22 protein-coding genes are annotated in these 23,561 nt (G+C 68.8%); 18 read left to right on the forward strand and 4 right to left on the reverse strand.

The window, feature by feature from the left end; all coding sequences use genetic code 11:
* Window positions 1–59: 59 nt before the first annotated feature.
* On the forward strand, window positions 60–863 hold the full coding sequence (locus ABZ490_RS48630; RefSeq protein ID WP_359006217.1) for an exodeoxyribonuclease III: 804 nt from the start codon (window positions 60–62) through the stop codon (window positions 861–863).
* Between the two features lie 7 nt (window positions 864–870).
* Here the strand turns inward: ABZ490_RS48630 and ABZ490_RS48635 are convergent, their stop codons facing one another.
* Entirely contained in the window at window positions 871–1,605 is a 735-nt protein-coding gene (locus tag ABZ490_RS48635) for a MerR family transcriptional regulator (RefSeq protein WP_359006220.1), read from the reverse strand.
* A gap of 154 nt (window positions 1,606–1,759) precedes the next feature.
* Here ABZ490_RS48635 and ABZ490_RS48640 point away from each other — a divergent pair, with 154 nt between their 5' ends.
* From ABZ490_RS48640 to ABZ490_RS48655, 4 genes are all read left to right on the forward strand, one after another.
* A complete protein-coding gene (locus ABZ490_RS48640; RefSeq protein ID WP_359006223.1) occupies window positions 1,760–3,382 on the forward strand; it encodes an NAD(P)/FAD-dependent oxidoreductase in 1,623 nt (540 codons plus the stop codon).
* The gene (locus ABZ490_RS48645) at window positions 3,379–4,272 is read left to right on the forward strand and encodes an alpha/beta hydrolase (protein ID WP_359006226.1); all 894 of its coding nucleotides are present in this window, start codon (window positions 3,379–3,381) and stop codon (window positions 4,270–4,272) included. Before ABZ490_RS48640 ends, ABZ490_RS48645 begins: the two co-directional genes overlap by 4 nt.
* Complete coding sequence (locus tag ABZ490_RS48650) at window positions 4,269–5,162, forward strand: SDR family oxidoreductase (protein WP_359006229.1); 894 nt, start codon at window positions 4,269–4,271, stop codon at window positions 5,160–5,162. Before ABZ490_RS48645 ends, ABZ490_RS48650 begins: the two co-directional genes overlap by 4 nt.
* Window positions 5,163–5,253: 91 nt before the next feature.
* The gene (locus tag ABZ490_RS48655; RefSeq protein ID WP_359006232.1) at window positions 5,254–5,433 is read left to right on the forward strand and encodes a hypothetical protein; all 180 of its coding nucleotides are present in this window, start codon (window positions 5,254–5,256) and stop codon (window positions 5,431–5,433) included.
* 255 nt (window positions 5,434–5,688) lie between these two features.
* Here the strand turns inward: ABZ490_RS48655 and ABZ490_RS48660 are convergent, their stop codons facing one another.
* Entirely contained in the window at window positions 5,689–8,937 is a 3,249-nt protein-coding gene (locus ABZ490_RS48660) for a S41 family peptidase (RefSeq protein WP_359006235.1), read from the reverse strand.
* Between the two features lie 203 nt (window positions 8,938–9,140).
* Between ABZ490_RS48660 and ABZ490_RS48665 the strand changes: the two genes are divergently transcribed.
* The 6 genes from ABZ490_RS48665 to ABZ490_RS48690 all read left to right on the forward strand — a co-directional run bounded on the left by ABZ490_RS48665 (window position 9,141) and on the right by ABZ490_RS48690 (window position 14,918).
* Window positions 9,141–9,746, forward strand: a complete 606-nt coding sequence (locus ABZ490_RS48665) for a TetR/AcrR family transcriptional regulator (RefSeq protein ID WP_359006238.1) — start codon at window positions 9,141–9,143, stop codon at window positions 9,744–9,746.
* 171 nt (window positions 9,747–9,917) lie between these two features.
* Window positions 9,918–12,218 carry an MMPL family transporter gene (locus ABZ490_RS48670; protein WP_359006241.1) on the forward strand — a complete coding sequence of 767 codons (2,301 nt, stop codon included), beginning with the start codon at window positions 9,918–9,920 and terminating at the stop codon, window positions 12,216–12,218.
* 306 nt (window positions 12,219–12,524) lie between these two features.
* Window positions 12,525–13,109: a lamin tail domain-containing protein gene (locus ABZ490_RS48675; protein WP_359006244.1), complete on the forward strand. Its 585-nt coding sequence runs from the start codon at window positions 12,525–12,527 to the stop codon at window positions 13,107–13,109.
* Between the two features lie 119 nt (window positions 13,110–13,228).
* Window positions 13,229–14,077, forward strand: a complete 849-nt coding sequence (locus ABZ490_RS48680; RefSeq protein WP_359006277.1) for a helix-turn-helix transcriptional regulator — start codon at window positions 13,229–13,231, stop codon at window positions 14,075–14,077.
* Window positions 14,074–14,256: a DUF397 domain-containing protein gene (locus ABZ490_RS48685; RefSeq protein ID WP_359006247.1), complete on the forward strand. Its 183-nt coding sequence runs from the start codon at window positions 14,074–14,076 to the stop codon at window positions 14,254–14,256. The genes ABZ490_RS48680 and ABZ490_RS48685 overlap by 4 nt, the downstream gene beginning before the upstream one ends.
* 8 nt (window positions 14,257–14,264) lie before the next feature.
* Window positions 14,265–14,918: a hypothetical protein gene (locus tag ABZ490_RS48690; RefSeq protein WP_359006250.1), complete on the forward strand. Its 654-nt coding sequence runs from the start codon at window positions 14,265–14,267 to the stop codon at window positions 14,916–14,918.
* On the opposite strand, the gene ABZ490_RS48695 is transcribed toward ABZ490_RS48690, so the two are convergent.
* Window positions 14,915–15,322, reverse strand: coding sequence for a RidA family protein (locus tag ABZ490_RS48695; protein WP_359006253.1), 408 nt, complete (start codon window positions 15,320–15,322; stop codon window positions 14,915–14,917). The genes ABZ490_RS48690 and ABZ490_RS48695 overlap by 4 nt on opposite strands.
* A gap of 112 nt (window positions 15,323–15,434) precedes the next feature.
* On the opposite strand from ABZ490_RS48695, the gene ABZ490_RS48700 reads away from it, so the two are divergent.
* From ABZ490_RS48700 to ABZ490_RS48720, 5 genes are all read left to right on the forward strand, one after another.
* A complete protein-coding gene (locus ABZ490_RS48700; RefSeq protein ID WP_359006256.1) occupies window positions 15,435–15,818 on the forward strand; it encodes a helix-turn-helix domain-containing protein in 384 nt (127 codons plus the stop codon).
* Window positions 15,819–15,889: 71 nt separating this feature from the next.
* Entirely contained in the window at window positions 15,890–16,384 is a 495-nt protein-coding gene (locus ABZ490_RS48705; protein ID WP_359006259.1) for a YbaK/EbsC family protein, read from the forward strand.
* On the forward strand, window positions 16,381–17,214 hold the full coding sequence (locus ABZ490_RS48710) for an EamA family transporter (RefSeq protein WP_359006262.1): 834 nt from the start codon (window positions 16,381–16,383) through the stop codon (window positions 17,212–17,214). Before ABZ490_RS48705 ends, ABZ490_RS48710 begins: the two co-directional genes overlap by 4 nt.
* Before the next feature lie 514 nt (window positions 17,215–17,728).
* A complete protein-coding gene (locus ABZ490_RS48715) occupies window positions 17,729–19,051 on the forward strand; it encodes a hypothetical protein (RefSeq protein WP_359006265.1) in 1,323 nt (440 codons plus the stop codon).
* A 467-nt stretch (window positions 19,052–19,518) separates the two neighbouring features.
* Window positions 19,519–20,493, forward strand: a complete 975-nt coding sequence (locus ABZ490_RS48720) for a restriction endonuclease (RefSeq protein WP_359006268.1) — start codon at window positions 19,519–19,521, stop codon at window positions 20,491–20,493.
* Between the two features lie 6 nt (window positions 20,494–20,499).
* On the opposite strand, the gene ABZ490_RS48725 is transcribed toward ABZ490_RS48720, so the two are convergent.
* On the reverse strand, window positions 20,500–21,852 hold the full coding sequence (locus ABZ490_RS48725; RefSeq protein WP_359006271.1) for a tetratricopeptide repeat protein: 1,353 nt from the start codon (window positions 21,850–21,852) through the stop codon (window positions 20,500–20,502).
* A gap of 193 nt (window positions 21,853–22,045) precedes the next feature.
* Between ABZ490_RS48725 and ABZ490_RS48730 the strand changes: the two genes are divergently transcribed.
* Window positions 22,046–22,612 carry an ATP-binding protein gene (locus ABZ490_RS48730; protein WP_359006274.1) on the forward strand — a complete coding sequence of 189 codons (567 nt, stop codon included), beginning with the start codon at window positions 22,046–22,048 and terminating at the stop codon, window positions 22,610–22,612.
* Between the two features lie 333 nt (window positions 22,613–22,945).
* Window positions 22,946–23,230, forward strand: coding sequence for a hypothetical protein (locus tag ABZ490_RS48735; RefSeq protein ID WP_359006280.1), 285 nt, complete (start codon window positions 22,946–22,948; stop codon window positions 23,228–23,230).
* Window positions 23,231–23,561: the final 331 nt, after the last annotated feature.

A 23,561-nucleotide genomic window follows, 5' to 3' on the forward strand; every position in this document is an offset into this window, starting at 1 on the left:
ACAATCGGGGTGGAATCTGATTTTCGGGGCCTCGTCCAGTGTGCCGGTATCGTGCCCGGGTGCTGACTGTGACCTCCGTCAATGTGAACGGTCTGCGTGCCGCCGCGAAGAAGGGCTTCGTGGAGTGGCTCGCGGACACCTCCGCCGATGTGCTGTGCCTCCAGGAGGTGCGCGCCGAGCCGAAGCAGCTGCCGGATACGGTCCGCGCGCCTGAGGGCTGGCACGTCACGCACGCCCCCGCCGCCGCCAAGGGCCGGGCCGGCGTCTCCCTCTACACGCGCCGCGAACCGGACGCCGTCCGTATCGGCTTCGGTTCGTCCGAGTTCGACGGCAGCGGCCGGTACGTGGAGGCCGACCTGCCCGGTGTGACGATCGCCTCCCTCTACCTCCCCTCCGGCGAGGTCGGCACCGACCGTCAGGAGGAGAAGGTCCGCTTCATGGACGCGTTCCTCGTCCACCTCAAGGACCTGCGCGAGCGCGCCGCCGCCGACGGCCGGGAGGTCCTGGTCTGCGGTGACTGGAACATCGCCCACCAGCAGGCCGACCTGAAGAACTGGCGCTCCAACACCAAGAACTCCGGCTTCCTCCCCGAGGAGCGCGCCTGGCTCACCCAGGTCCTCACCCAGGAGGACGGCGGCTACGTCGACGTCGTACGCGCCCTGCACCCGGACGTGGAGGGGCCGTACACGTGGTGGTCGTACCGGGGACGGGCCTTCGACAACGATGCGGGCTGGCGCATCGACCTGCACGTCTCGACGCCCGGTCTCGCCGACAAGGCCGTCAAGGGCCTGGTGGAGCGCGCCGCCACGCACGCCGAGCGCTGGTCGGACCACGCGCCGGTGACGGTGGTCTACGACCTCTAGGCGACCTCTAGGCCTCGCCGAGAGATCCCGGGGAAGTCCCCGAGGAAGCCCCGAGGGAAGTCCTGGGGGAAGTCCTGGAGGAAGCCCCCTCGGTCCCGTCGGCCCCCTTCCGTAGCCGCCGGTCCAGCGCCAGGGACAGTTCCGCCTCGACCACGCTCCTCGCCAGGGGTCGCAGGCGCGGGAGGTCGGACTCGGTCGCGTGGCGGAGGATCAGGGTGGTGAAGAGGTCGGCGAGCGCGTCGGCGTGGGCGCGGACGCGGGCGCCGGCCGCGAGGACCTCGGCGAGCGGGATGCCCTCGCGGACGAGGGCGGAGGAGACGTCCAGGAGGCGGCGGCTGATGTGGACGATCTCGTCGCCGTCGGTGCCGAGGTAGCCGAGTTCGAGGGCGGCGGCGAGGTTCTCGGGGGTGACCTGGCCCTCGAAACGGGCGGCGAGTTCCTCGGGCGTGAGGCGGATGGGCTCCTCCTCGGTGGGGCCGCCGACGCCGATCAGGTCGGCCACGTCCCGCCCGTGGTCGAGGGCGTCGGCCAGCTCGGCGATGCCGTTCAGGGTGTGGCCGCGCTCCAGGAGGGCGGCGATGGTGCGCAGCCGGGCGAGGTGATGGTCGTCGTACCAGGCGATACGGCCCTCGCGGCGCGGCGGCCCCAGCAGTTTGCGCTCGCGGTAGAAGCGCAGGGTGCGCACTGTGATGCCGGCCTGGCAGGCCAGCTCCTCCGCCCGGTATTCGCGCTTGTCCGCCACGGCGGAAGCCTATGTCGAACCGCCGGTAACTTTCCTTCCCCCGGACCCTACCGCTGAGTACGGAGCTGCTCTACAGTCCGATTGCGCCAGTGTTCACTGGCGCGGTCGCGAGAGTCGTCGCGCCGTGGAGCGTCGTACGGCAGGAGGAGTCGGCATGACCGAACACGTGCGGGTGGCGGTGATCGGGTCCGGGTTCGGCGGGCTGGGCGCCGCGGTGCGGCTGCGCCGCGAGGGGATCACCGACTTCGTCGTGCTGGAGCGGGCCGACAGTGTCGGCGGCACCTGGCGGGACAACAGTTACCCGGGGTGCGCCTGTGACGTGCCCTCCCACCTCTACTCGTTCTCCTTCGCGCCCAACCCCGACTGGCCGCGCACCTTCTCCGGGCAGGAGCACATCCGCGCCTATCTGGAGCACGTCACGGACACGTTCGGGCTGCGGCCGCATCTGCGGTTCGGCTGCGAGGTCCGGCGGATGACCTGGGACGCGCAGGAGCTGCGCTGGGACATCGAGACGAGCGGCGGACGGTACGCCGCCGACGTCGTCGTCTCCGCGACCGGGCCGCTGTCCGACCCCAAGGTCCCGGACGTGCCCGGGCTCGACACCTTCCCCGGCAAGGTCTTCCACTCCGCCCGCTGGGACCACGGCCACGACCTCACCGGCAAGCGGGTCGCGGTGATCGGCACGGGCGCCTCCGCGATCCAGATCGTGCCGGCCCTCCAGCCGGACGTCTCGCGGCTCACCCTGTTCCAGCGCACCCCGCCGTGGGTGATGCCCCGGCTCGACCGGGCCGTCAGCGGCGCCGAACGCGCCCTGCACCGGGCCCTGCCGTTTACCACGCAGGCGCGGCGCGGACTGCTGTGGGGCATCCGGGAGCTCCAGGTCCAGGCGTTCACCAAGCACCCGAACGAACTCGGCTTCGTCGAGCGGCTCGCCAAGATCAATCTGGCCCGCTCGATCAAGGACCCGGTCCTGCGGGCCAGGCTCACCCCCGACTACCGCATCGGCTGCAAGCGGATCCTGCTGTCGAGCACCTACTATCCGGCCCTCGCGCAGCCGAACGTGGACGTCGTCGCGAGCGGGCTGAGCGAGATCCGCGGCTCGACGCTGGTGGCGGCCGACGGCACCGAGGCCGAGGCCGATGTGATCGTGTTCGGCACGGGGTTCCACGTCACCGACATGCCGATCGCCGAGCGGGTGGTGGGCGCCGGCGGGCAGACCCTCGCGGAGAGCTGGAAGGACGGGATGGCCGCCCTGCGCGGCGCGTCCGCCGCCGGCTTCCCCAACTGGATGTCGATCATCGGTCCGAACACCGGGCTCGGGAACTCCTCGATGATCCTGATGATCGAGTCCCAGCTGAACTACATGGCCGATTATCTGCGGCAGCTGAACGTCCTCGGCGGACGGGGAGCCCTCGACGCCCGGCCCGGCGCGGTCGACGCGTGGAACGCGCGCGTGCAGGAGCGTATGAAGAGGACCGTGTGGAACACCGGCGGCTGCACCAGCTGGTACCTCGACGCGAACGGCCGCAACACCACCGTCTGGCCGGGCACGACGAGCGAGTTCCGGCGCGCGACCCGGCGGGTGGACCTCGCGGAGTACGAGCTGCTGCGGGCGCCCGCACCGGTGGCGCAGTCCCCGGAGGAGCCCGCCCCGGTGGCGCAGGACCCGGTGGCGCAGGACCCGGTGGCGCAGGACCCGGTGGAGCCCGCACAGGTGGCACCGGCCCCCGTCGCGGCGGACCCGGACGCCGCCGGGAAGAGCGAGGTCACCGCATGAGTACGAGCATCAGCGGGGCCCCCGCCCGTGAACTCACCGCCGTCTCCGCCGACGGCACCCGTCTGCACGTCGAGGTGCACGGCCCGCAGGACGCGCCCCCGGTCGTCCTCGCCCACGGCTGGACCTGCTCCACCGCCTTCTGGGCGGCCCAGATCGGGGACCTCGCCGCCGACCACCGGGTCATCGCGTACGACCAGCGCGGCCACGGACGCACCCCGTCGTCCCCGGTGTGCAGCACGGACGCGCTCGCCGACGACCTGGAGGCGGTGCTCGCCACGACCCTCGCGCCGGGGGAGCGGGCGGTGCTCGCCGGGCACTCCATGGGCGCCATGACCGTGCTGGCCGCCGCCGCGCGCCCCCGGGTGCGGGAGCACGCCGCCGCCGTCCTGCTGTGCAGCACCGGCGCCTCGCGGCTGGTCGCCGAGTCCACCGTCGTACCGCTGCGGCCGGGCCGGCTGCGGACGTGGCTGACCGGGCGGGTCCTCGGCTCGCGGGCGCCCCTCGGGCCGGTCACGCCGGTCGCGAAGGCGGTCCTCAAGTACGCCACGATGGGCGCCGCTTCGGCCCCGCACCTGGTGGAGACGTGCGCGCGGATCGTGCACGCCTGCCCGCGGAAGGTGCGGCACGCCTGGTCGCGGGTGCTGAGCGCGCTCGATCTCGACCACGCCGTGGGCGAGTTGCGGGTGCCGACGGCCGTCGTGGTGGGCACCGCGGACCGGCTGACCCCGCCGGTGCACGCCCACCGGATCGCGGCGGCGCTGCCGCACTCGCTCGGCGTGACCGAGCTGCCCGGGCTCGGCCATATGACGCCGGTCGAGGCGCCCGAGCTGGTCACCGGCAGGATCCGGGAACTCGTCGCCACGTACACGCAGTCGAAGGAGGGCGCATGAGCAGGATCGGTCTCGAGGGACTCGAGGGACAGGTCGTCGTCGTCACCGGTGCGGCGCGGGGGGTCGGTGAGCTGCTCGCCCGCAAGCTCTCCGCGCGCGGGGCGAAGCTCGCGCTGGTGGGGCTGGAACCGGACGCGCTCAAGCAGGTCTCGGAGCGGCTGCACGGCGACAGCGCCCACTGGTACGCCGACGTCACCGACCACGAGGCGATGACCCGGGTCGCGGCGGAGGTGAAGGAACGCTTCGGCAAGGTGGACGTCGTGGTCGCCAACGCCGGTGTGGCGTCGGGCGGTCCGTTCGTCGACTCCGACCCGGAGGCGTGGCGGCGGGTCATCGAGGTCAACCTCATCGGCTCGGCGGTCACCGCCCGCGCCTTCCTGCCGGTGCTGATGGAGAGCCGCGGCTACCTCCTCCAGATCGCCTCCCTCGCCGCGATCACGCCCGCGCCGATGATGACCGCGTACTGCGCGTCCAAGTCCGGTGTGGAGGCGTACGCGCACAGCCTGCGCGCCGAGGTCGGTCACCGGGGGGTGCGGGTCGGTGTGGGCTATCTGTCCTGGACCGACACCGACATGGTGCGCGGCGCCGATCAGGAGGAGGTCATGCGGGAGTTGCGGCAGCGGCTGCCGTGGCCGGCGAACAAGACGTACCCGCTCGGACCGGCGGTGGACCGGATCGTCGCCGGCATAGAGCGGCGGTCGGCCCATGTGTACGGGCAGTGGTGGCTGCGCGGGATGCAGGGCATACGCGGCTACCTCCCCGGGATCATCGGGACCGTCGGGCAGCGGGAGATGAAACGGTTCGCACCCAGGTTGCAGGGGATGCGGACGGGGCTGGTGGGAGCGGGCGGTGAGGCCGACGAGGCGGCCCGCGCTACGCACCGTAGTTGATCGAAATGCGCTGCGTGTCCGCCCGTGTGAATCTGGTCGAGGCCCCACCGCGGGGCCGGATCCCCTCATCTCCCTACAGGAGTGAACCCACATGGGTATGAAGGACAAGATGCAGGACCAGTCCCAGCAGTGGCAGCAGCAGGCCAAGCAGAAGGCCCAGCAGGCCAAGGAGCAGGTCCAGCAGCGCGGCCGCCGCCGCGAGACGGAGCCGGACGCGGAGCGGATGCGACGCGAGGACGAGGACCGGATGGACCGGGACCACGACGCGTAGGCGCTGCGCTCGGCTTCGGCCGTGAACGTGGGGTGCCCTTCCCTTGCGGGGAGGGCACCCTGCGTCTTTTGGGGGTGGGGGGTTGGGTGTTGGGGTGTTCGGGGTTCGGGGTTCGTGGTCGGGTGCGGCGTTGTGGGGGCTTGTCGCGCAGTTCCCCGCGCCCCTGAAAAGATGCCGTTCCCCGCGCCCCTTGAAAGATGCAGTTCCTCGCGCCCCTGAAAAGATGCCGTTCCCTGTGCCCCTTGAAAGATGGCCTCACGCGCGTGGGGGGAGTTTCGGGCGGGAGCGGTTCGGTACGGCGGTGTAGTCCGGTGGGGACGCCGGGGGGTTGGTGTCGAGGAGGTCGACGGCCAGGCGGACCGCGTCGTCGAGTTGGGCGTAGCGGCCCTCCGCCCAGTCCAGGGGGGTGCGGAGGATCTCCAGGTCGGGGAGGACGCCGCGGTTCTCGATGGTCCAGCCGTAGGCGTCGAACCAGGCCGCGTTCATGGGGACGGTGATGACCGTGCCGTCGCCCAGCTGGTGGCGGCCGGTCATGCCGACGACGCCGCCCCAGGTGCGCTGCCCCACCACCGGCCCGAGCTTCAGCAGCTTGAACGCGGCGGTGATCATGTCGCCGTCCGAGGAGGTCGCCTCGTCGGCGAGGGCGACGACCGGGCCGCGGGGGGCGTTCGAGGCGTACGACACCGGCTGGGCGTTGCGGGTGAGGTCCCAGCCGAGGATCGTGCGGGTCAGCTTCTCCACGACCAGTTCGCTGATGTGGCCGCCCGCGTTGCCGCGGACGTCCACGATGAGCGCGGGCCGGGACACCTCCATGCGCAGGTCGCGGTTGAACTGGGCCCAGCCGGAGCCGCCCATGTCGGGGATGTGGAGGTAGCCGCACCGGCCGCCGCTCAGCTCGCGGACCACCTCGCGCCGTTTGGCGACCCAGTCCTGGTAGCGCAGGGGGCGCTCGTCGACGAGGGGGACCACGGCCACGCGCCGTGCGCGCCCCGCGGTGCCCTCCGCCGGGGTGAACGTGAGCTCCACCGTCGTACCGCCCGCCCCCGCCAGCAGGGGGTACGGGCCGTGCAGCGGGTCCACGGGGCGGCCGTCGACATGGGTGAGCACCGCGCCCTCGCGGATGCCGGTGCCCGCGAGCGGTGAGCGTGCCTTGGAGTCGGAGGAGTCGCCGGCCAGGATGCGCTTGACGGTCCAGCCGCCGTCGCGCCGTACGAGGTTGGCGCCCAGCAGGCCCTGCCGGCGCTGGTAGTGCGGTGGCCCCTCGTTGCGGCGCGCGGGGGTGACGTAGGCGTGCGAGGTGCCCAGTTCGCCGAGGACCTCGCGCAGCAGGTCGGCGAACTCGTCGGGGGAGGCGACCCGTTCGACGAGCGGGCGGTACTGGTCGAGCACCGCGTCCCAGTCGATGCCGCACATCCCCGGGTCCCAGAAGTAGGCGCGGATGAGCCGGCCCGCCTCCTCGTACGCCTGCCGCCACTCGGCGCCGGGGTCCACCTCGTGCAGGATGCGGCGCAGGTCGATCCAGACGGTGGTGTCGAGGTCGCCGGACTCGCTCGACGGTACGGCGCGCAGATCGCCCTCGTCGACCACGACGAGCCGGGTGCCGTCGCCGCTGAGCGCGAACCAGTCGAGATGGCCGACGAGTTCGGACTTCTTGGCCTTGCTGAGGGTGAAGTGCTCCAGGGTGGGCCGGCCGCTCATGTCGTCCGGGTTGGCGAAGGTCTCGCCGAGCGCGCCCGAGATCGGCCAGCGCAGCCAGACGAGTCCGCCGCCCGCGACCGGGTGCAGCGAGGAGTACTTGGAGGCGGGCACGGGGAACGGGGTGACCCGGCTCTCCAGGCCTTCGACCTCGACGGTCACGGTCCCGTCGCCGCCGCCCTCGTCCTCCTCCACCGGGTCGAGGCCCCCGGCGGCCGGCCGGCCCTCGGGGGTGAAGGCGAACGGCGAGGGGGTCGCGGAGGAGAGCGGGACGAGGTAGGGGCGGCAGCCGAGCGGGAAGGAGAGGTCGCCGGTGTGGACGTCGTACACCGGGTCGAAGCCGCGCCAGGAGAGGAAGGCGAGGTAGCGGCCGTCCCGGGTGAACACGGGGTTCTCGTCCTCGAAGCGGCCGTTGGTCACGTCGACGATCAGGCGTTCGCCCTGTCCCACGCCGGGGATCCGGGCCATCTTGATCTGGCGCAGCGAGCGGCCGATACCGGGATGCGACCAGGTCAGCCAGGTGCCGTCGGGGGAGAAGGCGAGGTCGCGGACGGGTCCGTTGACGGAGGTGATCAGTTCGGTGACCTCGCCGTTGGAGTCCTCGGTCGCGTCGACGAGGAGCAGCCGGCCGTCGTGCGCGGCGATGGCGAGGCGCTCGCCGTCCGGGTCGGCGACCATCTCCAGGACCCGGCCCAGCTCCCCCGAGGCCAGCCGGCGCGGCTCGCGGTCCCCGCTGGCGCGCGGGAGGTAGGCGATCTCGACGGCGTCCTCGCCCTCGGCGTCGGTGACGTACGCGACCTGTCCGCCGGAGCCGAGCATCTCGGGGAGCCGTACCCGTACGCCGGGCGTGTCGGTGATCGTACGGGCGGGGCCGTCGCGGTGGGTGAGCCAGTACAGGCTGCCGCGGACGACGACGGCGCTGGCCCGGCCGGTGTCGTCGACGGAGAGGCCGTCCACGTGCTGGGCGGCCGGGATCTGGTAGCGCCGCCGGCCGGCTCGCGGCCCGCCCATCCGTACGTCGATCCGGCGCGGTGCGGAGCCGGCGGCCAGGTCGTCGACGAGCCACAGGTCGCCGGCGCACTGGTACACCACGCGCGTGCCGTCGGTGGCGGCGTGGCGGGCGTAGAAGGCGTCGTGGTCGGTGTGCCGGCGCAGGTCGGAGCCGTCGTACGCGCAGGAGTAGAGGTTGCCGACGCCCTCGTGGTCGGAGAGGAACGCGATCCGGTCGCCGGCGAAGAGGGGGGAGTGGAGGTGGCCGTCGAGGTCCTCTAGGAGGCGTTGTCCGTGCAGCCACAGGCGGCCCGTGGCGCCGCCCCGGTAGCGCTTCCAGCCGGCGGGTTCGTGCGGGGGGGTGCCGGTGAGCAGCAGGGTCCTGCGCTCGTCGTCGAGGTCGGCGACCTGGATGTCGGAGACCGGGCCCCAGGGCAGTTTGCTGCCGGGGGAGCCGTCGGTGGGGACCTTGTAGGCCCAGGTGAAGTAGGAGAAGGGTTCGCCGTGGGAGGCGACGGCGAGGATGTCGCCCTCCGGGGTCCAGCCGCACACCTGGGTGTCGGGGCTGCCCCAGTAGGTCAGCCGGCGTCCGGGTCCGCCGTCCACCGGCACCAGGTGGATCTCGGGGACGAGACTTCGCCAGCTCGTGTACGCGAGGTGGCGGCCGTCGGGGGAGAAGCGGGGGTGTCCGGCCTTCGTGCGGTCGACGGTGAGCCGCCAGGCACGGTCCGGGCCGTCCAGCCGGGTCAGCCAGAGGTCGTCCTCGGCCACGAAGCACAGGAGGTCACCGCTGAGATGGGGCAGGCGCAGATAGCTCACCTCCCCATGCTTTTCCGGCGAAACGGGCCGGGCAACTTCTCGGCGCCCGCGGTCCGCGCTTATCCGCTCCTCACGGACGTGAGTCAGCACACGTACGAAACGGTTTCGTTTCGTTGACTCTCAGGGTATCTTCATGGGTGTACGGGATGGACGTACGGGATGGATGTACGGCCACTGGGCGACGGAGCCGAAAGGTGAGTGGGATGACCGAGACCGCAACCGCGCGTCGCAGTCGGATCACACCCGAGCGCGAGGCCGAGCTGTACGGCGCCGTGCTCGATCTGCTCCGCGAGGTCGGCTACGACGCCCTGACCATGGACGCCGTCGCCGCCCGCACCCGTTCCAGCAAGGCCACGCTCTACCGCCAGTGGGGCGGCAAGGCCGAGCTGGTGGCGAAGGCGGTCCGGCACAACAAGCCGGGCGGCGCCGGGCTCGGCGCGATCGACACCGGGTCGCTCAGGGGTGACCTGCACGCCCTCACGATGCGCTCGGACGACTGCGAGATGGAGCAGAACTCCGCGCTGATGCGGGGTCTGGCCATGGCGATCCACGGCAACCCGGAGCTCCTGGGCGCGTTCCGGGAGCATCTCGTCGAACCCGAGATGGCGGAGTTCCGCACCGTGCTCCAGCGGGCGGTCGACCGGGGCGAGGTCCGCCCCGACAACCCGGCGATCGAGTTCGTGATGCACATGATGATCGGCGGGTTCGCCGCCCGCACGATGATCGACGAGATGCCGCCGACGCAGTCCTTCCTCCTCGCGTACATCGACGCCGTGGTCCTCCCCGCTCTCGGCGTGCCCACCCCCTGATCACCCCGCTGATCACCCTCTGGTCGCCCTGATCACCCCCTGATCATTCCCCGATCGCACACCACCACCTGACGTCACCGCTCAGTCGTCGGGCCGATCACCCCTGCCTCCCCCAGCGGGTTGATCACCCCTGCCCTGAAAACCCCACGACCTGACCGGGAGTACGCCTCCGTGGCCACGTTCCTCTATAAACTCGGCCGGTTCTCGTTCCGGCGGCGGCATTTCGTCGCCCTGCTCTGGATCGCCCTGCTGACGCTCGCCGGCGTCGGTGCCGCCTCCGCGCCCACCGCGGGGTCCTCCTCCTTCTCGATCCCCGGCGTCGAGGCCCAGAAGGCCTTCGACCTGCTGGAACAGCGCTTCCCCGGCTCCAGCGCCGACGGTGCCACCGCGCGGGTCGTCTTCAAGGCGCCCGACGGGCAGAAGATGACCGACGCCGCGCAGAAGGCGACCGTCGAGAAGACCGTCAAGGAGCTGGGCGACGGCTCCCAGGTCGTCTCCGTCACCGACCCCTACACGACGAACGCCGTCAGCAAGGACGGCACGGTCGCGTACGCCTCCGTGAAGTACGAGGTCTCCTCCGTCGAGTTGAAGGACTCCTCCAAGGAGGCCCTGGAGACCACCGCGGACAAGGCCAGGGACGCCGGGCTGACCGTCGAGATGGGCGGTGACGCCCTCCAGGCCGAACCCGATCAGGCCGCCACCGGTGAGATCATCGGCCTGGCCCTCGCCGCGGTCGTCCTCGTCGTCACCCTGGGCTCGCTGGTCGCCGCCGGACTGCCCCTGCTGACCGCGATCATCGGCGTCGGCATCGGTGTCTCCACCATCACCGCGCTCGCCAGCGCGCTGGACCTCGGCGACACCACCTCCACCCTCGCCCTGATGATCGGCCTCGCCGTCGGCATCGACTACGCGCTGTTCATCGTCTCGCGCTACCGCGCCGAACTCGCCGAGGGGCGCAGCCGCGAGGAGGCCGTCGGCCGCGCCACCGGCACCGCCGGCTCGGCCGTCGTCTTCGCCGGTCTCACCGTCGTCATCGCCCTTGCCGGGCTCTCCGTCGTCGGCGTCCCGATGCTGACCAAGATGGGGCTCGCGGCGGCCGGAACGGTCGTCGTCGCCGTCCTCATCGCCCTCACCATGATCCCGGCGCTGCTCGGCTACGCGGGCCGCAAGGTCAAGCCGGCCGGCGAGAAGGGCAAGCGGTTCGGCCGCCGTACGGCCGAGGAACCGGCCGGGGGCACGACCGCCGGCACGACCGCGGGCACGGCCGGGGGCACGACCGCGGGCACGACCGCGGGCACGGCCGGGGCCGCGAAGCCCAACATGGGCGCCCGCTGGGCCAGCTTCGTCGTCCGCCGTCCCGTCGCCGTCCTGCTGCTCGGCGTGGTGGGCCTCGGCGCGATCGCCCTGCCCGCCACCCGGCTGGAGCTGGGCCTGCCCGACGACGGCTCGCAGTCGACGTCCACCACCCAGCGCCGCGCCTACGACCTGCTCTCCGAGGGCTTCGGCCCCGGCTTCAACGGCCCGCTCATGGTCGTCGTGGACGCCAAGGGCAGCGCCGACCCGCAGGCAGCGGCCACCGCGGTCGGCGACGAGGTCAAGGGCCTGAAGGACGTCGTCACCGTCACCCCCGCCACCTTCAACAAGGCCGGCGACACCGCGATGATCACGGTGATCCCGGACTCCAAGCCGTCCTCGACCGACACCGAGGACCTGGTGCACGCCATCCGCGAGGCCGGCACCGGCGTGACCGCCGACACCGACGCCAAGGTGCTGGTCACCGGCACCACGGCCATGAACATCGACTTCTCGCAGAAGCTCACGGACGCGCTGATCCCGTATCTCGCGCTGGTGGTGGGCCTGGCCTTCCTCCTGCTGATCGTGGTCTTCCGCTCGATCCTGGTCCCGCTGAAGGCCGCCCTCGGCTTCCTGCTCAGCGTGCTGGCCGCGCTCGGCGCCGTCGTCGCGGTCTTCCAGTGGGGCTGGCTGGCGAGCCTCATCGGCGTCGAGGAGACCGGCCCGATCATGTCGATGATGCCGATCTTCATGGTCGGCGTGGTCTTCGGCCTGGCCATGGACTACGAGGTGTTCCTCGTGACCCGGATGCGCGAGGCGTACGTCCACGGCGAGAGCCCGAGCCAGGCCGTGGTGACCGGGTTCAGGTACAGCGCCCGGGTGGTCGCCGCCGCCGCGGTCATCATGATGGCCGTGTTCGCCGGCTTCATCGGCTCCGGCGAGTCGATGATCAAGATGATCGGCTTCGGCCTCGCGATCGCCGTCTTCTTCGACGCGTTCGTCGTCCGCATGGCGATCGTCCCCGCGGTGCTCGCCCTGCTCGGCAAGAAGGCCTGGTGGCTGCCGAAGTGGCTGGACCGCATCCTGCCCAACGTCGACGTCGAGGGCGAGGGACTGCGCACCCCCGCCGACGTCAGGGACGTCGATCCCGACGAGGACAGGGAGCTCGTACGGGCGTGATCCGACCGCTCGTGTGAAGACCGCCGGTGAGGGTTCCGTGGGGACGGGGCGCCCTCACCGGCTTTTTGTTCGCCTCGTCCGTTGTGACCCACTTTCGGGTGACGGTGGATCAGCGCGACCGCTCGGAGGGTAGATCTGACAACGGCTCGGAGCGTTCAGTACATAGATGGACATAGAAGGTTACTGTCACTGAAATATGGATGATTCGTAACGTGAGGCGTCAATCGGATGCTTGCGGGACGTGTGATGGTCAAGTGTGGGTTCTGCGGCCGATGCGGTCGTAACTCGCACAAACTAGGAGACCTTGTGTCCGCTTCCGTTGTTTCCGCCCGCAGCCTGGCTGCCGCCACGCTCGCCGCCGCCGCCGTGGTCGGCGCCGTGGCGCTCCCGGCGTCCGCCGCCGGCTACCCCCGTGCCGAGCGGCCGAAGGTGGAGATCAGCGCCGTCCAGTACGACGCACCGGGCCGTGACGACCGCTCCAACCGCTCCCTCAACAAGGAGTGGGTCGAGCTCACCAACACCACCCGCCACGTGGTCAACCTGGACGGGTGGACGCTGTCGAACCGGGACGGCGACACCTACACCTTCGACAACTACCGCCTGGCCCCCCGCGCCACGGTCCGGATTCACACCGGTGAGGGCCGCGACACCCGCACCGACCTGTACCAGGACCTCCGCCGCGAGGTGCTGGACGACCGCAGCGACACGGTCACCCTGCGCAACGACCGCAACCGCTTCGTCGACGACGAGTCCTGGGGCGGCCGCCGCCACCACGGCGGTTACCGCCACCACGGCGACTACCGCCACCACGGCGACTACCGCCACGGCGACGAGCGCCGCGACCACGGCGGTGACCGCGACCACCGCGGTGACCGTGGCGACCGCCACTGACCACCTCACCAGCGGCGCGCCCGACCCCTTCTGCCGGGGGGGGGCCCGCCGTCGTTTGTCCCGCGCTGTCCGGGCTGCCGCGCGTGTCGTCGGGGTACGCGTGCGCGTTGGAGGTGGTCATGAACGAGGGTGTGGACGAATCGGGTTGGAACGTCGAGCCTGGCGACGAGATCGAGCCAGTCGTACAGGCGGTGGGGCGCCTGCTGAAGCTCTGCCGGGAGTCGGCGGGGATGCGACCCGGTGAGTTCGGCGAGTTCATGGGCTACGGCGAGGACATGATCCGCAAGATGGAACGCGGGCATCGGATCCCCCGGCCCGAGTTCCTGGACAGAGCGGACACCGTGCTGAAGGCGCGGGGGCATCTCCGGGCCTTCGCGGAGGACATGCGGAAGGCCCGCTATCCGAAGAAGGTGCGCGAGCTCCAGGCCTTGGAGGGCCGGGCTGCCGAGGTGCTGGTGTACAGCAACCACAACATCCAGGGGTTGTTGCAGACGCCGGAGTACACGCGCGCGTTGTTCGAAATGGCTCAGCCTCCGTACTCGGTGGACGAGATCGAGCGGGGGACGTCCGCCCGGGTGGCACGCAAGGTGATCTTCGAACGGGATCCGATCCCCAACCTCTGCTTCGTCCAGGAACAGGTGACGCTGGAACGGCCCCTCGGCGGGCGGGCGGTGCTGCGTCGGCAGCTGGAACACTTGCTGGAGGTGGCGCAGTTGCGCAACGTCACGCTCCAGGTCATGCCGACCGACCGGGAGGAGCACGCCGGAGTGCACCACGGCATGATGCACCTGCTGAAATTCCCCGACGGCACCGGAATCGGCCGGTGTCCAGGTGCCTTCAACGGCCGCCCGGTCTCAGACCCCAGGGAGCTTCGTATCCTTGAAATGCGCTACGGGATGATCCGGGCGCAAGCCCTCCCGCCGGGGGAGACGCGAGCCTTCATCGAACAACTGCTGGGGAGAGTATGAGCACTCCGGAACTTCACTGGTTCAAGAGCAGCTACAGCGACAGCAGTGACATCAACGACTGCGTCGAAGTCGCCACCACCCCCGCCACCATCCACATCCGCGACTCCAAGAACCCCGCCCACGGCACACTCGCCGTCTCTCCCGCCGCCTGGACCGAGTTCGTCACCCGCGTCGGATGAGCACGCGCGTGCGGATACACCAGGTCCGGCAGGGCGGTACCGGGCTGCGGGTGATCCGGGCGGAGCCCGCCCCCGTACGGCTGGCCCTGCGGGACGACCGGAACTGGCTGTCGATGTACGCCGACCGGGAGGGCGCGGGCCGGCTCGTCGAGCTGTGGGCGCTGGCCGCGCGGTCCGCGCACTCGCTGGTGTATCTGCCGATCCGGGCCAACCCGGCGCCCGAGGGCGTGGCCGCCGACGGTGAGCCGGTCGCGCTGGACCTGGTGCTGCTCCACCACAGCCTCCAGTTCCCCACCGGATCCTGGAAGGACGTACGGGGGCGGCTCGGGGCCGGGAAGGCGCAGACCGCGTCCATGCCGGACCAGGACCTCCCGGACGGGACCGATATCGACTACGACCGCTGGCGCCACCAGGAGTACCGCGACCACCTCGACTTCCGCGTCGCGGCGCACACCCTGTTCGTCGTCGGCAGTGCCACCGCCTTCCGCGAACAGGGGGCGGCCCTGCGGGGTCTCGTCGACGAGGCCCCCTCCCACCTGCACGACCACCCCGGTGGGCACTACTGCGTCGAACTGGGCCCCGGCCTCTGGCCGCACACGAGGACCCGCCGTCACGTACCGGGCCGTCTGCACATCCAGTACACCGACACCTGGCGCGTCTAGGGGAGGATCGCCGTCGCCTCGATCTCCACCAGGTGCTCGGGGATGTGCAGGGCGGCGACGCCCAGCAGGGTGACCGGCGGGGTCGCGGTGATCCCCAGGCGGCCGGCCGCGCGGGTGACACCCTCCATGAACGCCGGCATCTTCTCCGGGGTCCAGTCGACGACGTGGACGGTCAGCCGGGTGACGTCGTCGAAGCCGGCGCCCGCCCCGGCGAGTGCGGCGCCGACATTGACGTAGCACTGCTCGACCTGCGCGGCGAGATCGCCCTCGCCGACCGTGGTGCCCTCGGCGTCCCAGGAGACCTGCCCGGCGACGGAGACGAACCGGGAGCCGGTCCCGACGGACACCTGACTGTAGGCGCCGGTCTTCGGCAGCCCGGGCGGATCGACGAGCGTGACGGACATGGGGGTACCTGCCTTCCGTAGGAGCGGTCGTGCTCTCTTGTGGTTACTGGGAAACCGTAGGAGAGTGAACGCTGACATGGAAGAACGCACTTTTCGGTGACTGGGGAACCTGATGGTGACCAAGCAGTACACGGGCACGCCCGACGAACAGGCGGACCTGAGGAGGGCCGACTCGCTCGGCCGGGAGATCTTCTCGGACGTGGCCAACAAGTGGGCGCTGCTGATCATCGAGGCGCTCGGGGACCGCACCCTGCGGTTCAGCGGGCTGCGCGACGAGGTCGAGGGCGTCAGCCACAAGATGCTCACCCAGAACCTGCGCATGCTGGAGCGCAACGGACTGCTGGTGCGGACCGTGCACCCGACCGTGCCGCCGCGCGTCGAGTACACCCTGACCGAGGCGGGGCAGGGGCTGCGGGCCACGGTCGACGGGATGTGCGAGTGGACCCACCGCTGGTTCGGGCACATCGAGGACTCCCGCCGCCGCTTCGGCGGCTGAGCACACGGCGGCTGAGCACACGGCGGGTAACTCGTCGCGTGGCCCCTACAGCGACCGCTAGCGTGCCGTGCATGACGACCACCCCCGGTGCCCACCCCCGTTTCGCCGAGGCCCTCGCCGAGCTGGGGCTCGACGAGTTGCACGCGCGCGTGCGGCGCTTCCCGGAGGCGACGCGTACCGCCGCCGAGGCGGCCGCCGCGATCGGCTGCGGGCTGAGCCAGATCTGCAAGTCGCTGATCTTCGCGGCGGACGGGGTGCCGGTGCTGGTGCTGATGGACGGCGCGTCCCGGGTCGACGTGGAGCGGGTGCGCGAGGAACTCGGCGCCGAGAGGGTGACGCGGGCCGACGCGGGCGTCGTGCGCGAGACCACCGGGTACGCCATCGGCGGCGTACCGCCCTTCGGGCACCGCACCCGCACCCGGGTCCTCGCCGACCGCGGGCTCCTCGCGCACGACGTCGTCTGGGCCGCCGCCGGTGATCCTCACGCCGTGTTCCCGATGGCCCCGGACACCCTCGTCGCCCATGCGGACGCCACCGTCGTGGACGTCCGTGAGCGCACCGCGTGACGCCACTGGTCACCGCCGCCGTGCTGCTGGCGGCGGTCACCCACGCCGGCTGGAACGCCATCGCGCACCGGATCACCGACAAGCTGGTCGGCTTCACGCTGATCGCGGGCGGCGGCATGCTCATCGGCCTCGCCCTCGTGCCGTTCGTCGCGTTCCCGGCGGCGCGGGCGCGGCCGTACCTGCTGTGCTCCGCCGTCATCCACATGGCGTACTACGCGCTGCTGATGCGCTCCTTCCGGCTCGGTGACTTCGGGCAGGCCTACCCCCTCGCGCGCGGCTCCGCGCCGCTCGTCGTCACCGTCCTCGCCGCCGTCTTCGCGCACGAGGTGCCCGACGGCTGGGCGGCCGCCGGCATCGCGGTGTCCTGCGCGGGTCTGACCGGCGTCGCCCTGTGGGGCCTGCGCGGCCGGCGGCCGGACTGGGCGGCGATCGGCGCCGCCCTCGCGACCGGGCTGACCATCGCCGCGTACACGGTCGTCGACGGCCTCGGGGTGCGCGCCGCCGGTTCCCCGCTCGGCTACATCGCCTGGCTGATGGCCGTTCAGGGCGTGGTGATCCCGGCGTACGCGGTCTCCCGCTGGCGCGGTGGGACCGTCGCCGTCCTGCGCCCCTTCGCCGCCCTCGGCCTCCTCGGCTCGGCCCTGTCCGTCGCCGCCTACGCCCTCGTCCTGTGGGCCCAGACCCGCGCCGCACTGGCCCCCGTCGCCGCGCTGCGCGAGTCGTCGGTCAAGTCCTGTTCATACTGTAATAACTTCGCTGGTCAGTGCATTGGCCAGGGAGGAGATCGACGACTGCGGCGCCGTGCATGGGTCGGCACCGTGCTGGTGTGAGCGCGGCACACATGTAGGCGCTGGCGCAGTACAGCCCCTGCTTCTGGGTGGTCACAGTCCTTTAGGGTAGACATGAAAGTCTTCCGGTGTGTCCGGCACCGCTATTTCAGAACCATGTGGAGAATGTGCTATTAGCCTCTAGAGTTGGCGCTGCACCGGAGGATGGTGAGAGGACTTGACGCCCAGGCTTGTGGTGCCAGAATCCGATACGGATGTACCCCAACTGCTCAAGATGTACGAGCGAGCAGTGGAGAATTCGGCGTCTCTTCCGCTTTTTCCCTTTACACGCTTTCGCTCCTCGCGGTGGCGGTTTCTTAAACCATTCTCTCGGGCTCCCCGTGTTACTTTCGGGACTCGAACACTTCTGATCCGCCACATTGAGCGATCGCTGATGTCCCTTGAGCGTCAGTACCACGTTCAGGAGGCGCTAGATGGACTCTCGCCTCAACGTGATCGGGACCGCACCGCTTGTGAGGCCTATCGCAAAGCTCTCCCGCCTAGCCGCTTTCCTCTCATGGTCATCGGCTTCGCGGTCCCAGCGTTTATCTGCGCATCGATCTTTGTCCAGCTCGCTGGGATGTTCGTTAAATCCTTCGCTGGCAATTTCAGGACCAGCGGCACGGGGGATTCCGATAAGCTTTGGAACGATTTTCTTCAAAGTTTCCAAGGTGGGGATCTTGAGCATCGTTTTCAGGATATTAGTCAAGGATCAATCAGTTTGGTGACCGGCGGCGGTGGGGGGACTCTACCAAAGGCGGTCAGCGATTCAATTGACCTCGGCTACGGGGAGCTGCTGGCCCTAATTCTCATGATTTTCGTCACCGGCTACGTGGTCACCCGGCCATTTGTATCTGCTTTTCGCCTCAAGAGGCAGATTCTCTGCCTCGCGGATCAGAGTGAGCTCAGTCTTCATCGGACCGCGAGTAGTTGGTTTGTGAATAGATCGATCGGCGCTTACGAGCAAGAAGAGAAGGCATTTAAGACATTTGATAGGAAGCCGATCCCCGAAAAGCCTGTCGATCTAGTGATCCTTGCCTTCCCGCCTGTCTGCCTATTTGTTTTGGCAATGCTGTATGCGTGGTTCGTGGCAAGGGATATCGATGAGTATCAACGATATGGGGCGCGATGGCAGGAATGGGTTCCGGTCGCACTCTATTTCGTTTTTATTGAGCTGTGGATTGGATGCCTAGGGATTCTTCGAATCTCGTGGCTATTGTCCGCTCTGCAAGGTCGCAGAGGAGAGGTTGCGGACGGAAGAGTCGAGTCCGCGAAGCAAAAAACACCCTTCGTCGGCAAGGTGCGCACCACTGGCCTGTACGTTGAGGCTCGTCCTCTGACGGAGGCTGCCGCCTGGCCGATGACAACCGGACTACTCATGTTTTCATGGCTGGTATATCCCCTGCTAGGAGCCATCCAATTCCACCGCATTGCTCTGACTGAAAATCGATTGTCTGGGCGCGGTGGTAACCCCGCAGTTGCGACTCTGGCCTTTGTCTCGGTAGTTGCTACACCGCTTGCCGTTTCGCGTCTTCTCTGGAGAATGAGCGCACGTGACATCCGTGAACGGCGCAACCGATTCCTTGCTATCGTGTCACTTCCCGCCTTGTACGTTCTGCCGGCTGTACAGATCGCAAGCTTGTATCTTTCCGCTGATGAGGACTTGGATGTGTCGTCCTCCTCTTGGTTGATCCTATGTTCCCTGGGCTGCGGCCTACTCTCCGCATTTCTCTACACTATGATCAGCGTGTCCATGCAGCAATGCCAGAATCGCATGATCCCCAAAATCGCTGATGAGGTGAAGTATGGGGAATGTGAGGACGTTCGTGCCCCACGCTAACGGATTGGTGCATGGTCGCTGCACACGCACTCTGCGACGCAGCCTTGCTGCCATCCTGGCCGTCGCGCCTACGGGCTCGCCCTATGGGTGGAGACACCGGCCAAGTCGGGGTGTCCTTCGCTGCGCCACTCAAGCATCAGTCAAGTCTTGCTGATGCGGTAATAACTTGGCCGGTCAGGCGGCAGGATGGCGATTCGGGGGCTTCTGGCGCGGCGGGCAAGACCTTGGTGGACGTATCGCACTGCCCTCCACGGGAAGCCGTGCCCGTCTCAGCTCTGAGGGTGCGGTACTCCGGGGCGCACCCCACGAAGTTGATCACTTAGGGCGAATGCCGGTACTCACGCTCTAAATGAGGAAGTACCCCTTGATCAGGGCTTGCCTCGCGAACTGATTACTTACCGGCTGTATGGTACTTTATAACTCGACATGGGTGTCTAAATCGCATGGCGAGCTAACAGAGGTACTTCATGCCTAAAGCGGGGCGGGGTCTGGAAGAGTTGGTCGCAACTCTTGAGGAAATCCTCGCCGACAGTGCTGTCGAGGTACGCTCCCCTGATCACATCGATGGCAAGTCTGGATCTTCCAGAGAGGTTGACGTATCCCTGCGGGCTCGTGTCGGATCAGTCGAAGTGTTGGTAATCCTTGAGTGCCGTGACCGCGGCCGGAGCCAGGATATTGAGTGGATTGACCAACTCATTGGGAAGCGCGATGATGTGGGGGCATCAAAGGCGGTCGCCGTCTCGCGTGCCGGTTTCACGTCTGGAGCTCAAAAGCGAGCAGAGCAAGGCGCCATTGAGTTGAGAACCCTTGACAGCGTCACACGTGAAACCGTATGGGGTTGGGTCGGGGTCGAATTTGCGACGGCGACCGTCCGGCAGTTTGATATTAAGAGGGCTCAGATCTGCATCCCGACCGCTGTGCCGGAAAAAATCAGACTGGCCGCGCAGCGTGTTATTTCTGGGAAGTTGCAGATCGACGCACCGATCCTCGTGAGAACAACGGACGAGACACCAGTTAGCCTCGGGGACGTTTGGCGTGAAGCGCCGAAGCCTGCTGAACTCGATTCACTCACTCCAGGAATCCCGAAGCGTGGCACACTCCACGTCGTCCCTGGCGACCCCGATGAATCTAGCGCTTGGTATGCAATTCCGACGGAATTTGGGCAGGTTCGAATTTCGGAAATCGTGTTGACTGGAGATTTTCGAATCGACCAGCGGAGGATCCCTGTGTCTCGCTCCGTTTATCGAAGTGCGGACACTTCTTTCGTTGAAATCGCCCATGTCGACGTTCGCCACAAACAAGAGGTTGTCAGGATGGGGCTTCATTCCACGCTTGACGGCTCCAAGGTTGTGGTTATTGACAATCCCGGCGGCGTTGCCTTTCAGGCTGACTTGCTCTTCAAAGTTATTGATGAGGGCGAGTCGCCCGTGCACGGAAATTAGCAACGCTCAGAACGGAAGCTCAGGCCTGTTTGTTCCTCGCTTGACGGCCATGACCTGCTCGTGGAAGTCCCGTGTTGCAGCCTCGCGTGGATACCGGGAACGTAGTTCCTTGTCCAACTCATCGGCGACTAAAAGCAGGGACGGGAGGGACTTGCGATCGGCTTCCAGGGCCGTTGTGCCCATTCCGATGGCTTCTTCTATGTCGCCAGTGCGGGCGGCGGCGACTCCGAGGGTGAGGCGGGCTTCTGCGGTACGCATGGGGGAGATCTCAGTGCCGTCGGGGCCAGTGCTGATGCGGATTACTGAGCGGGCGTGGGCGGCGGCGCGTTCGTCGTCTCCGAGGAGACGGTAGGCGTCCATCTCGTAGAAGTCCCACTTGTCGGGGTCGATGATGAAGTGGTGCTCGGGGTGGTCCGGGCGCGGTAGGCGGTCCAGTCGGGCACGGCCGGCGTCCAGGGAGTCACGGACCAAGCGGCCGTCTCCCATTCGGGCGGCTGCACGGGCCTTATGTGCGTAGAGCTGCACGCCGACGGAGTGGGTCTGGTCGGCGACGTGTCCGGCCTCGACCGCTTCGAGCATGTCTTGCCAACGGCTCTGGGTGAGGGCGAACCATGCCTCGATCTCCCATGCCCACGCCATGATTTCGCCGTGGCCTGCTTCCTGGCCGATGCGGAGCGCGGCGGCCTTGCTGAGGTTCGCGGCCTCCCGCTGGCCTCGGTCGTACTGGACGCACGCGTTCAGCAGGAACAGCCAACCGGTGTCGACGAGTAGTTCCCGGTGCTGGCGGAGGGTCATGCGGCCTTCGAGCTGCTTGGTGACGTACTGGAGGCCGTTGCGGGTGCGGTCGTGAAGGTAGTCGGCATCGGCGTACGGGTACGCGCGGGCGAGCTGGTCAATGCCCTGTTCGATCGACTCCAGGGCGGCGCTGTTGATGCTGGACATCTCCGTGCGCCGGAGCATCTCCGCGATGTCCCACAGACCGGCTCCGCCCTGCGCGATCAAGGTGCTGGGGTCGTCGGTCGGGGAGGTGGCAGTCGGGCGGTCCAACTCCCACGGGCGGGGCGTGAGTCCTGCGAGGTGGCCGGGGATACGCAGGCCGTCAACGACTTCGAGAATCTTGAAGTGCTGCGTGATCCGTGGGCGGACACCCTTGCCGTCGGTCTCGGGGCGGGCCATCTTGCCGATGTGCTCGCGCTTGTAGCCGACGGCCTCGGAGATCTTCGCGTAGCTGATGTGACCGTGGATCTTGGCGAGTCTGAAGACTTCACCGAAGTCATGGTTGGCGATCGCTGTCCGCACGTCCGCGCGTTCGAGCACGTGCGGCGGCAGAGCTGCCGGAGTCGGTGCTACCTCGGCCATCTCACTTCCCCATCGTGATTGACCTGACGCTCTTCGTCAGATCGGCTCTCTCGATCTGCACTCACGTCCTGTTTTCGAGTGTACCGGTGAGGGGGGTCCCCAAGAGGGGGGAGCGGCACGTGGGTTGAGGGGTGCACTCTCGTCACCCTGCTGGGAGGTCCTCGGCAGACGTGACATGAGACGGGGCCCGTTCATGGACGCCAGAAGAGAGCGGTCGCATGCGGAGTTAGCGAATGAACTGATTGCGCACGCCCACTGGTTCAGCGCGCCGGATCCCTCGTCCGGTGGGCGCTACCTGACGCTGACCCTCTTCGTCGACTGCGGTAACGCGGCACGCGTCGCACGTGACCAGACTGCTGAGTTCCTCCGGAGCGTGGGCGTCGGCGCGGTGGTGGACGACGCGCGACTGATCGTTTCGGAGCTGGTCGGGAACGTGGTGAACCACGTGGTGCCGGAACGCTCCCTGACTCGCCCTGGCGGCTCCCGTCGCGTTGACGTGCATTTCAAGGTGTGGCCGAAGTGGCTGTTCATCGGCGTTGCGGATGAAGACTCGTCGCCTCCGATTCTGCCGCTGGGTGACACGTTCTGGCCCGGTCTGATGGAAGAGCTGTCGGAAGGCGTCCTGCCTGACAGCGGCCGAGGGCTGCTCATCGTGCAGCGCTTGGCGGCGGCGGTGTGGTGGGCCCCGGAGGACCGGGGCGGCAAGACCGTGTGGTGCCGCCTCGACCTCGACGGCGGAACTCGGGGCCTGCCGTCTTGATGATCTCCGGCTGTCGTTGCGCAATCCGCTCTCTCTGGAGCGCGCGGCGGCCGGGTGCCGGAAGGTAACTCCTCCGGCAACGGGGCGTGGCTCCTGGGACGGTTCGCCGAGTTCCCCACTCGGTGCCCGGGAGCCACGCTTCACAACCTCATACCGAGACCGGGCCACCCCATCAGCCCTGGAAAGCGAAGGGTGGCCCGGTTGGGGAACGCGAAGATCCCCGGTGCCTCATGGTACCGGGGTCTTCGTGCTGCGCATCTGCCCTGGACCTAACAGAGTTGACGATCCGTTACCTAATTCAGGCAGGGGTGGAACAGCGTGGGCGGCGAGGATATGGGCTGGATGGGTGACGGACTGAACGACGCGTCGGACGCGGGATCCGGTCTGTGGGTGCGTGGTGTGGATTACATGGCGGGCTGGCGCGTGGCGCGGGCGGCTGCCGATCAGGTGAACCTTGCGCTGCTCGCGACGGAGTTCGAGCCGTCGCAGTTACGTGCGGTGGCTTCGACGGACGACGCAGGGCGCGGGGTGGTCCGTCTGGTGGGCGCGCCCGGTGCGGCCGTACGGCTCGCGGGGCTCCTGGCGGGGCTCGTCGACCGTGACGGCGGTGCGCTGTGAGGGGCGTTTCCGCTGGTGAGTGGTGCACGTGGGCACGTCGCCGGCCGGAGGGATTTTGGGCGGGAGCTGCCATGGGGCGAGTGAACAGGGGGCCTTACGCTGCTCAGGCGAATCGGGCAGGTGGTGCACCTGCCCGCGGTTGTGCCCGATTGGCCCCCTGTTCTTCGAGGCTCGCCCCATGGTGGCTGCCTAAAATCCCTCCGGCCGGCGACCCCCGGCCCCGTGGACTCCGGCCCTCGGCGGCCGGTCGTCCCCTCGACTCCTCGGGCCTGCTGCGGTGTGGGGCGTCCGGCGCTCGGCCGGGACCGGCGGTCACGCCGCACGCCCGGCC

It is taken from the genome of Streptomyces sp. NPDC005811 (genome assembly GCF_040630405.1).
GTDB lineage: Bacteria > Actinomycetota > Actinomycetes > Streptomycetales > Streptomycetaceae > Streptomyces.

Coding starts and splice junctions, on each gene's coding strand:
- ABZ490_RS48700 (WP_359006256.1), top strand. CDS start 15,435: ATGGTGACCAAGCAGTACACGGGCACGCCCGACGAACAGGCGGACCTG.
- ABZ490_RS48725 (WP_359006271.1), bottom strand. CDS start 21,852: ATGGCCGAGGTAGCACCGACTCCGGCAGCTCTGCCGCCGCACGTGCTC.
- ABZ490_RS48665 (WP_359006238.1), top strand. CDS start 9,141: ATGACCGAGACCGCAACCGCGCGTCGCAGTCGGATCACACCCGAGCGC.
- ABZ490_RS48720 (WP_359006268.1), top strand. CDS start 19,519: ATGCCTAAAGCGGGGCGGGGTCTGGAAGAGTTGGTCGCAACTCTTGAG.
- ABZ490_RS48680 (WP_359006277.1), top strand. CDS start 13,229: ATGAACGAGGGTGTGGACGAATCGGGTTGGAACGTCGAGCCTGGCGAC.
- ABZ490_RS48655 (WP_359006232.1), top strand. CDS start 5,254: ATGGGTATGAAGGACAAGATGCAGGACCAGTCCCAGCAGTGGCAGCAG.
- ABZ490_RS48695 (WP_359006253.1), bottom strand. CDS start 15,322: ATGTCCGTCACGCTCGTCGATCCGCCCGGGCTGCCGAAGACCGGCGCC.
- ABZ490_RS48715 (WP_359006265.1), top strand. CDS start 17,729: ATGGTCATCGGCTTCGCGGTCCCAGCGTTTATCTGCGCATCGATCTTT.
- ABZ490_RS48705 (WP_359006259.1), top strand. CDS start 15,890: ATGACGACCACCCCCGGTGCCCACCCCCGTTTCGCCGAGGCCCTCGCC.
- ABZ490_RS48730 (WP_359006274.1), top strand. CDS start 22,046: ATGGACGCCAGAAGAGAGCGGTCGCATGCGGAGTTAGCGAATGAACTG.
- ABZ490_RS48640 (WP_359006223.1), top strand. CDS start 1,760: ATGACCGAACACGTGCGGGTGGCGGTGATCGGGTCCGGGTTCGGCGGG.
- ABZ490_RS48685 (WP_359006247.1), top strand. CDS start 14,074: ATGAGCACTCCGGAACTTCACTGGTTCAAGAGCAGCTACAGCGACAGC.
- ABZ490_RS48735 (WP_359006280.1), top strand. CDS start 22,946: ATGGGCTGGATGGGTGACGGACTGAACGACGCGTCGGACGCGGGATCC.
- ABZ490_RS48650 (WP_359006229.1), top strand. CDS start 4,269: ATGAGCAGGATCGGTCTCGAGGGACTCGAGGGACAGGTCGTCGTCGTC.
- ABZ490_RS48645 (WP_359006226.1), top strand. CDS start 3,379: ATGAGTACGAGCATCAGCGGGGCCCCCGCCCGTGAACTCACCGCCGTC.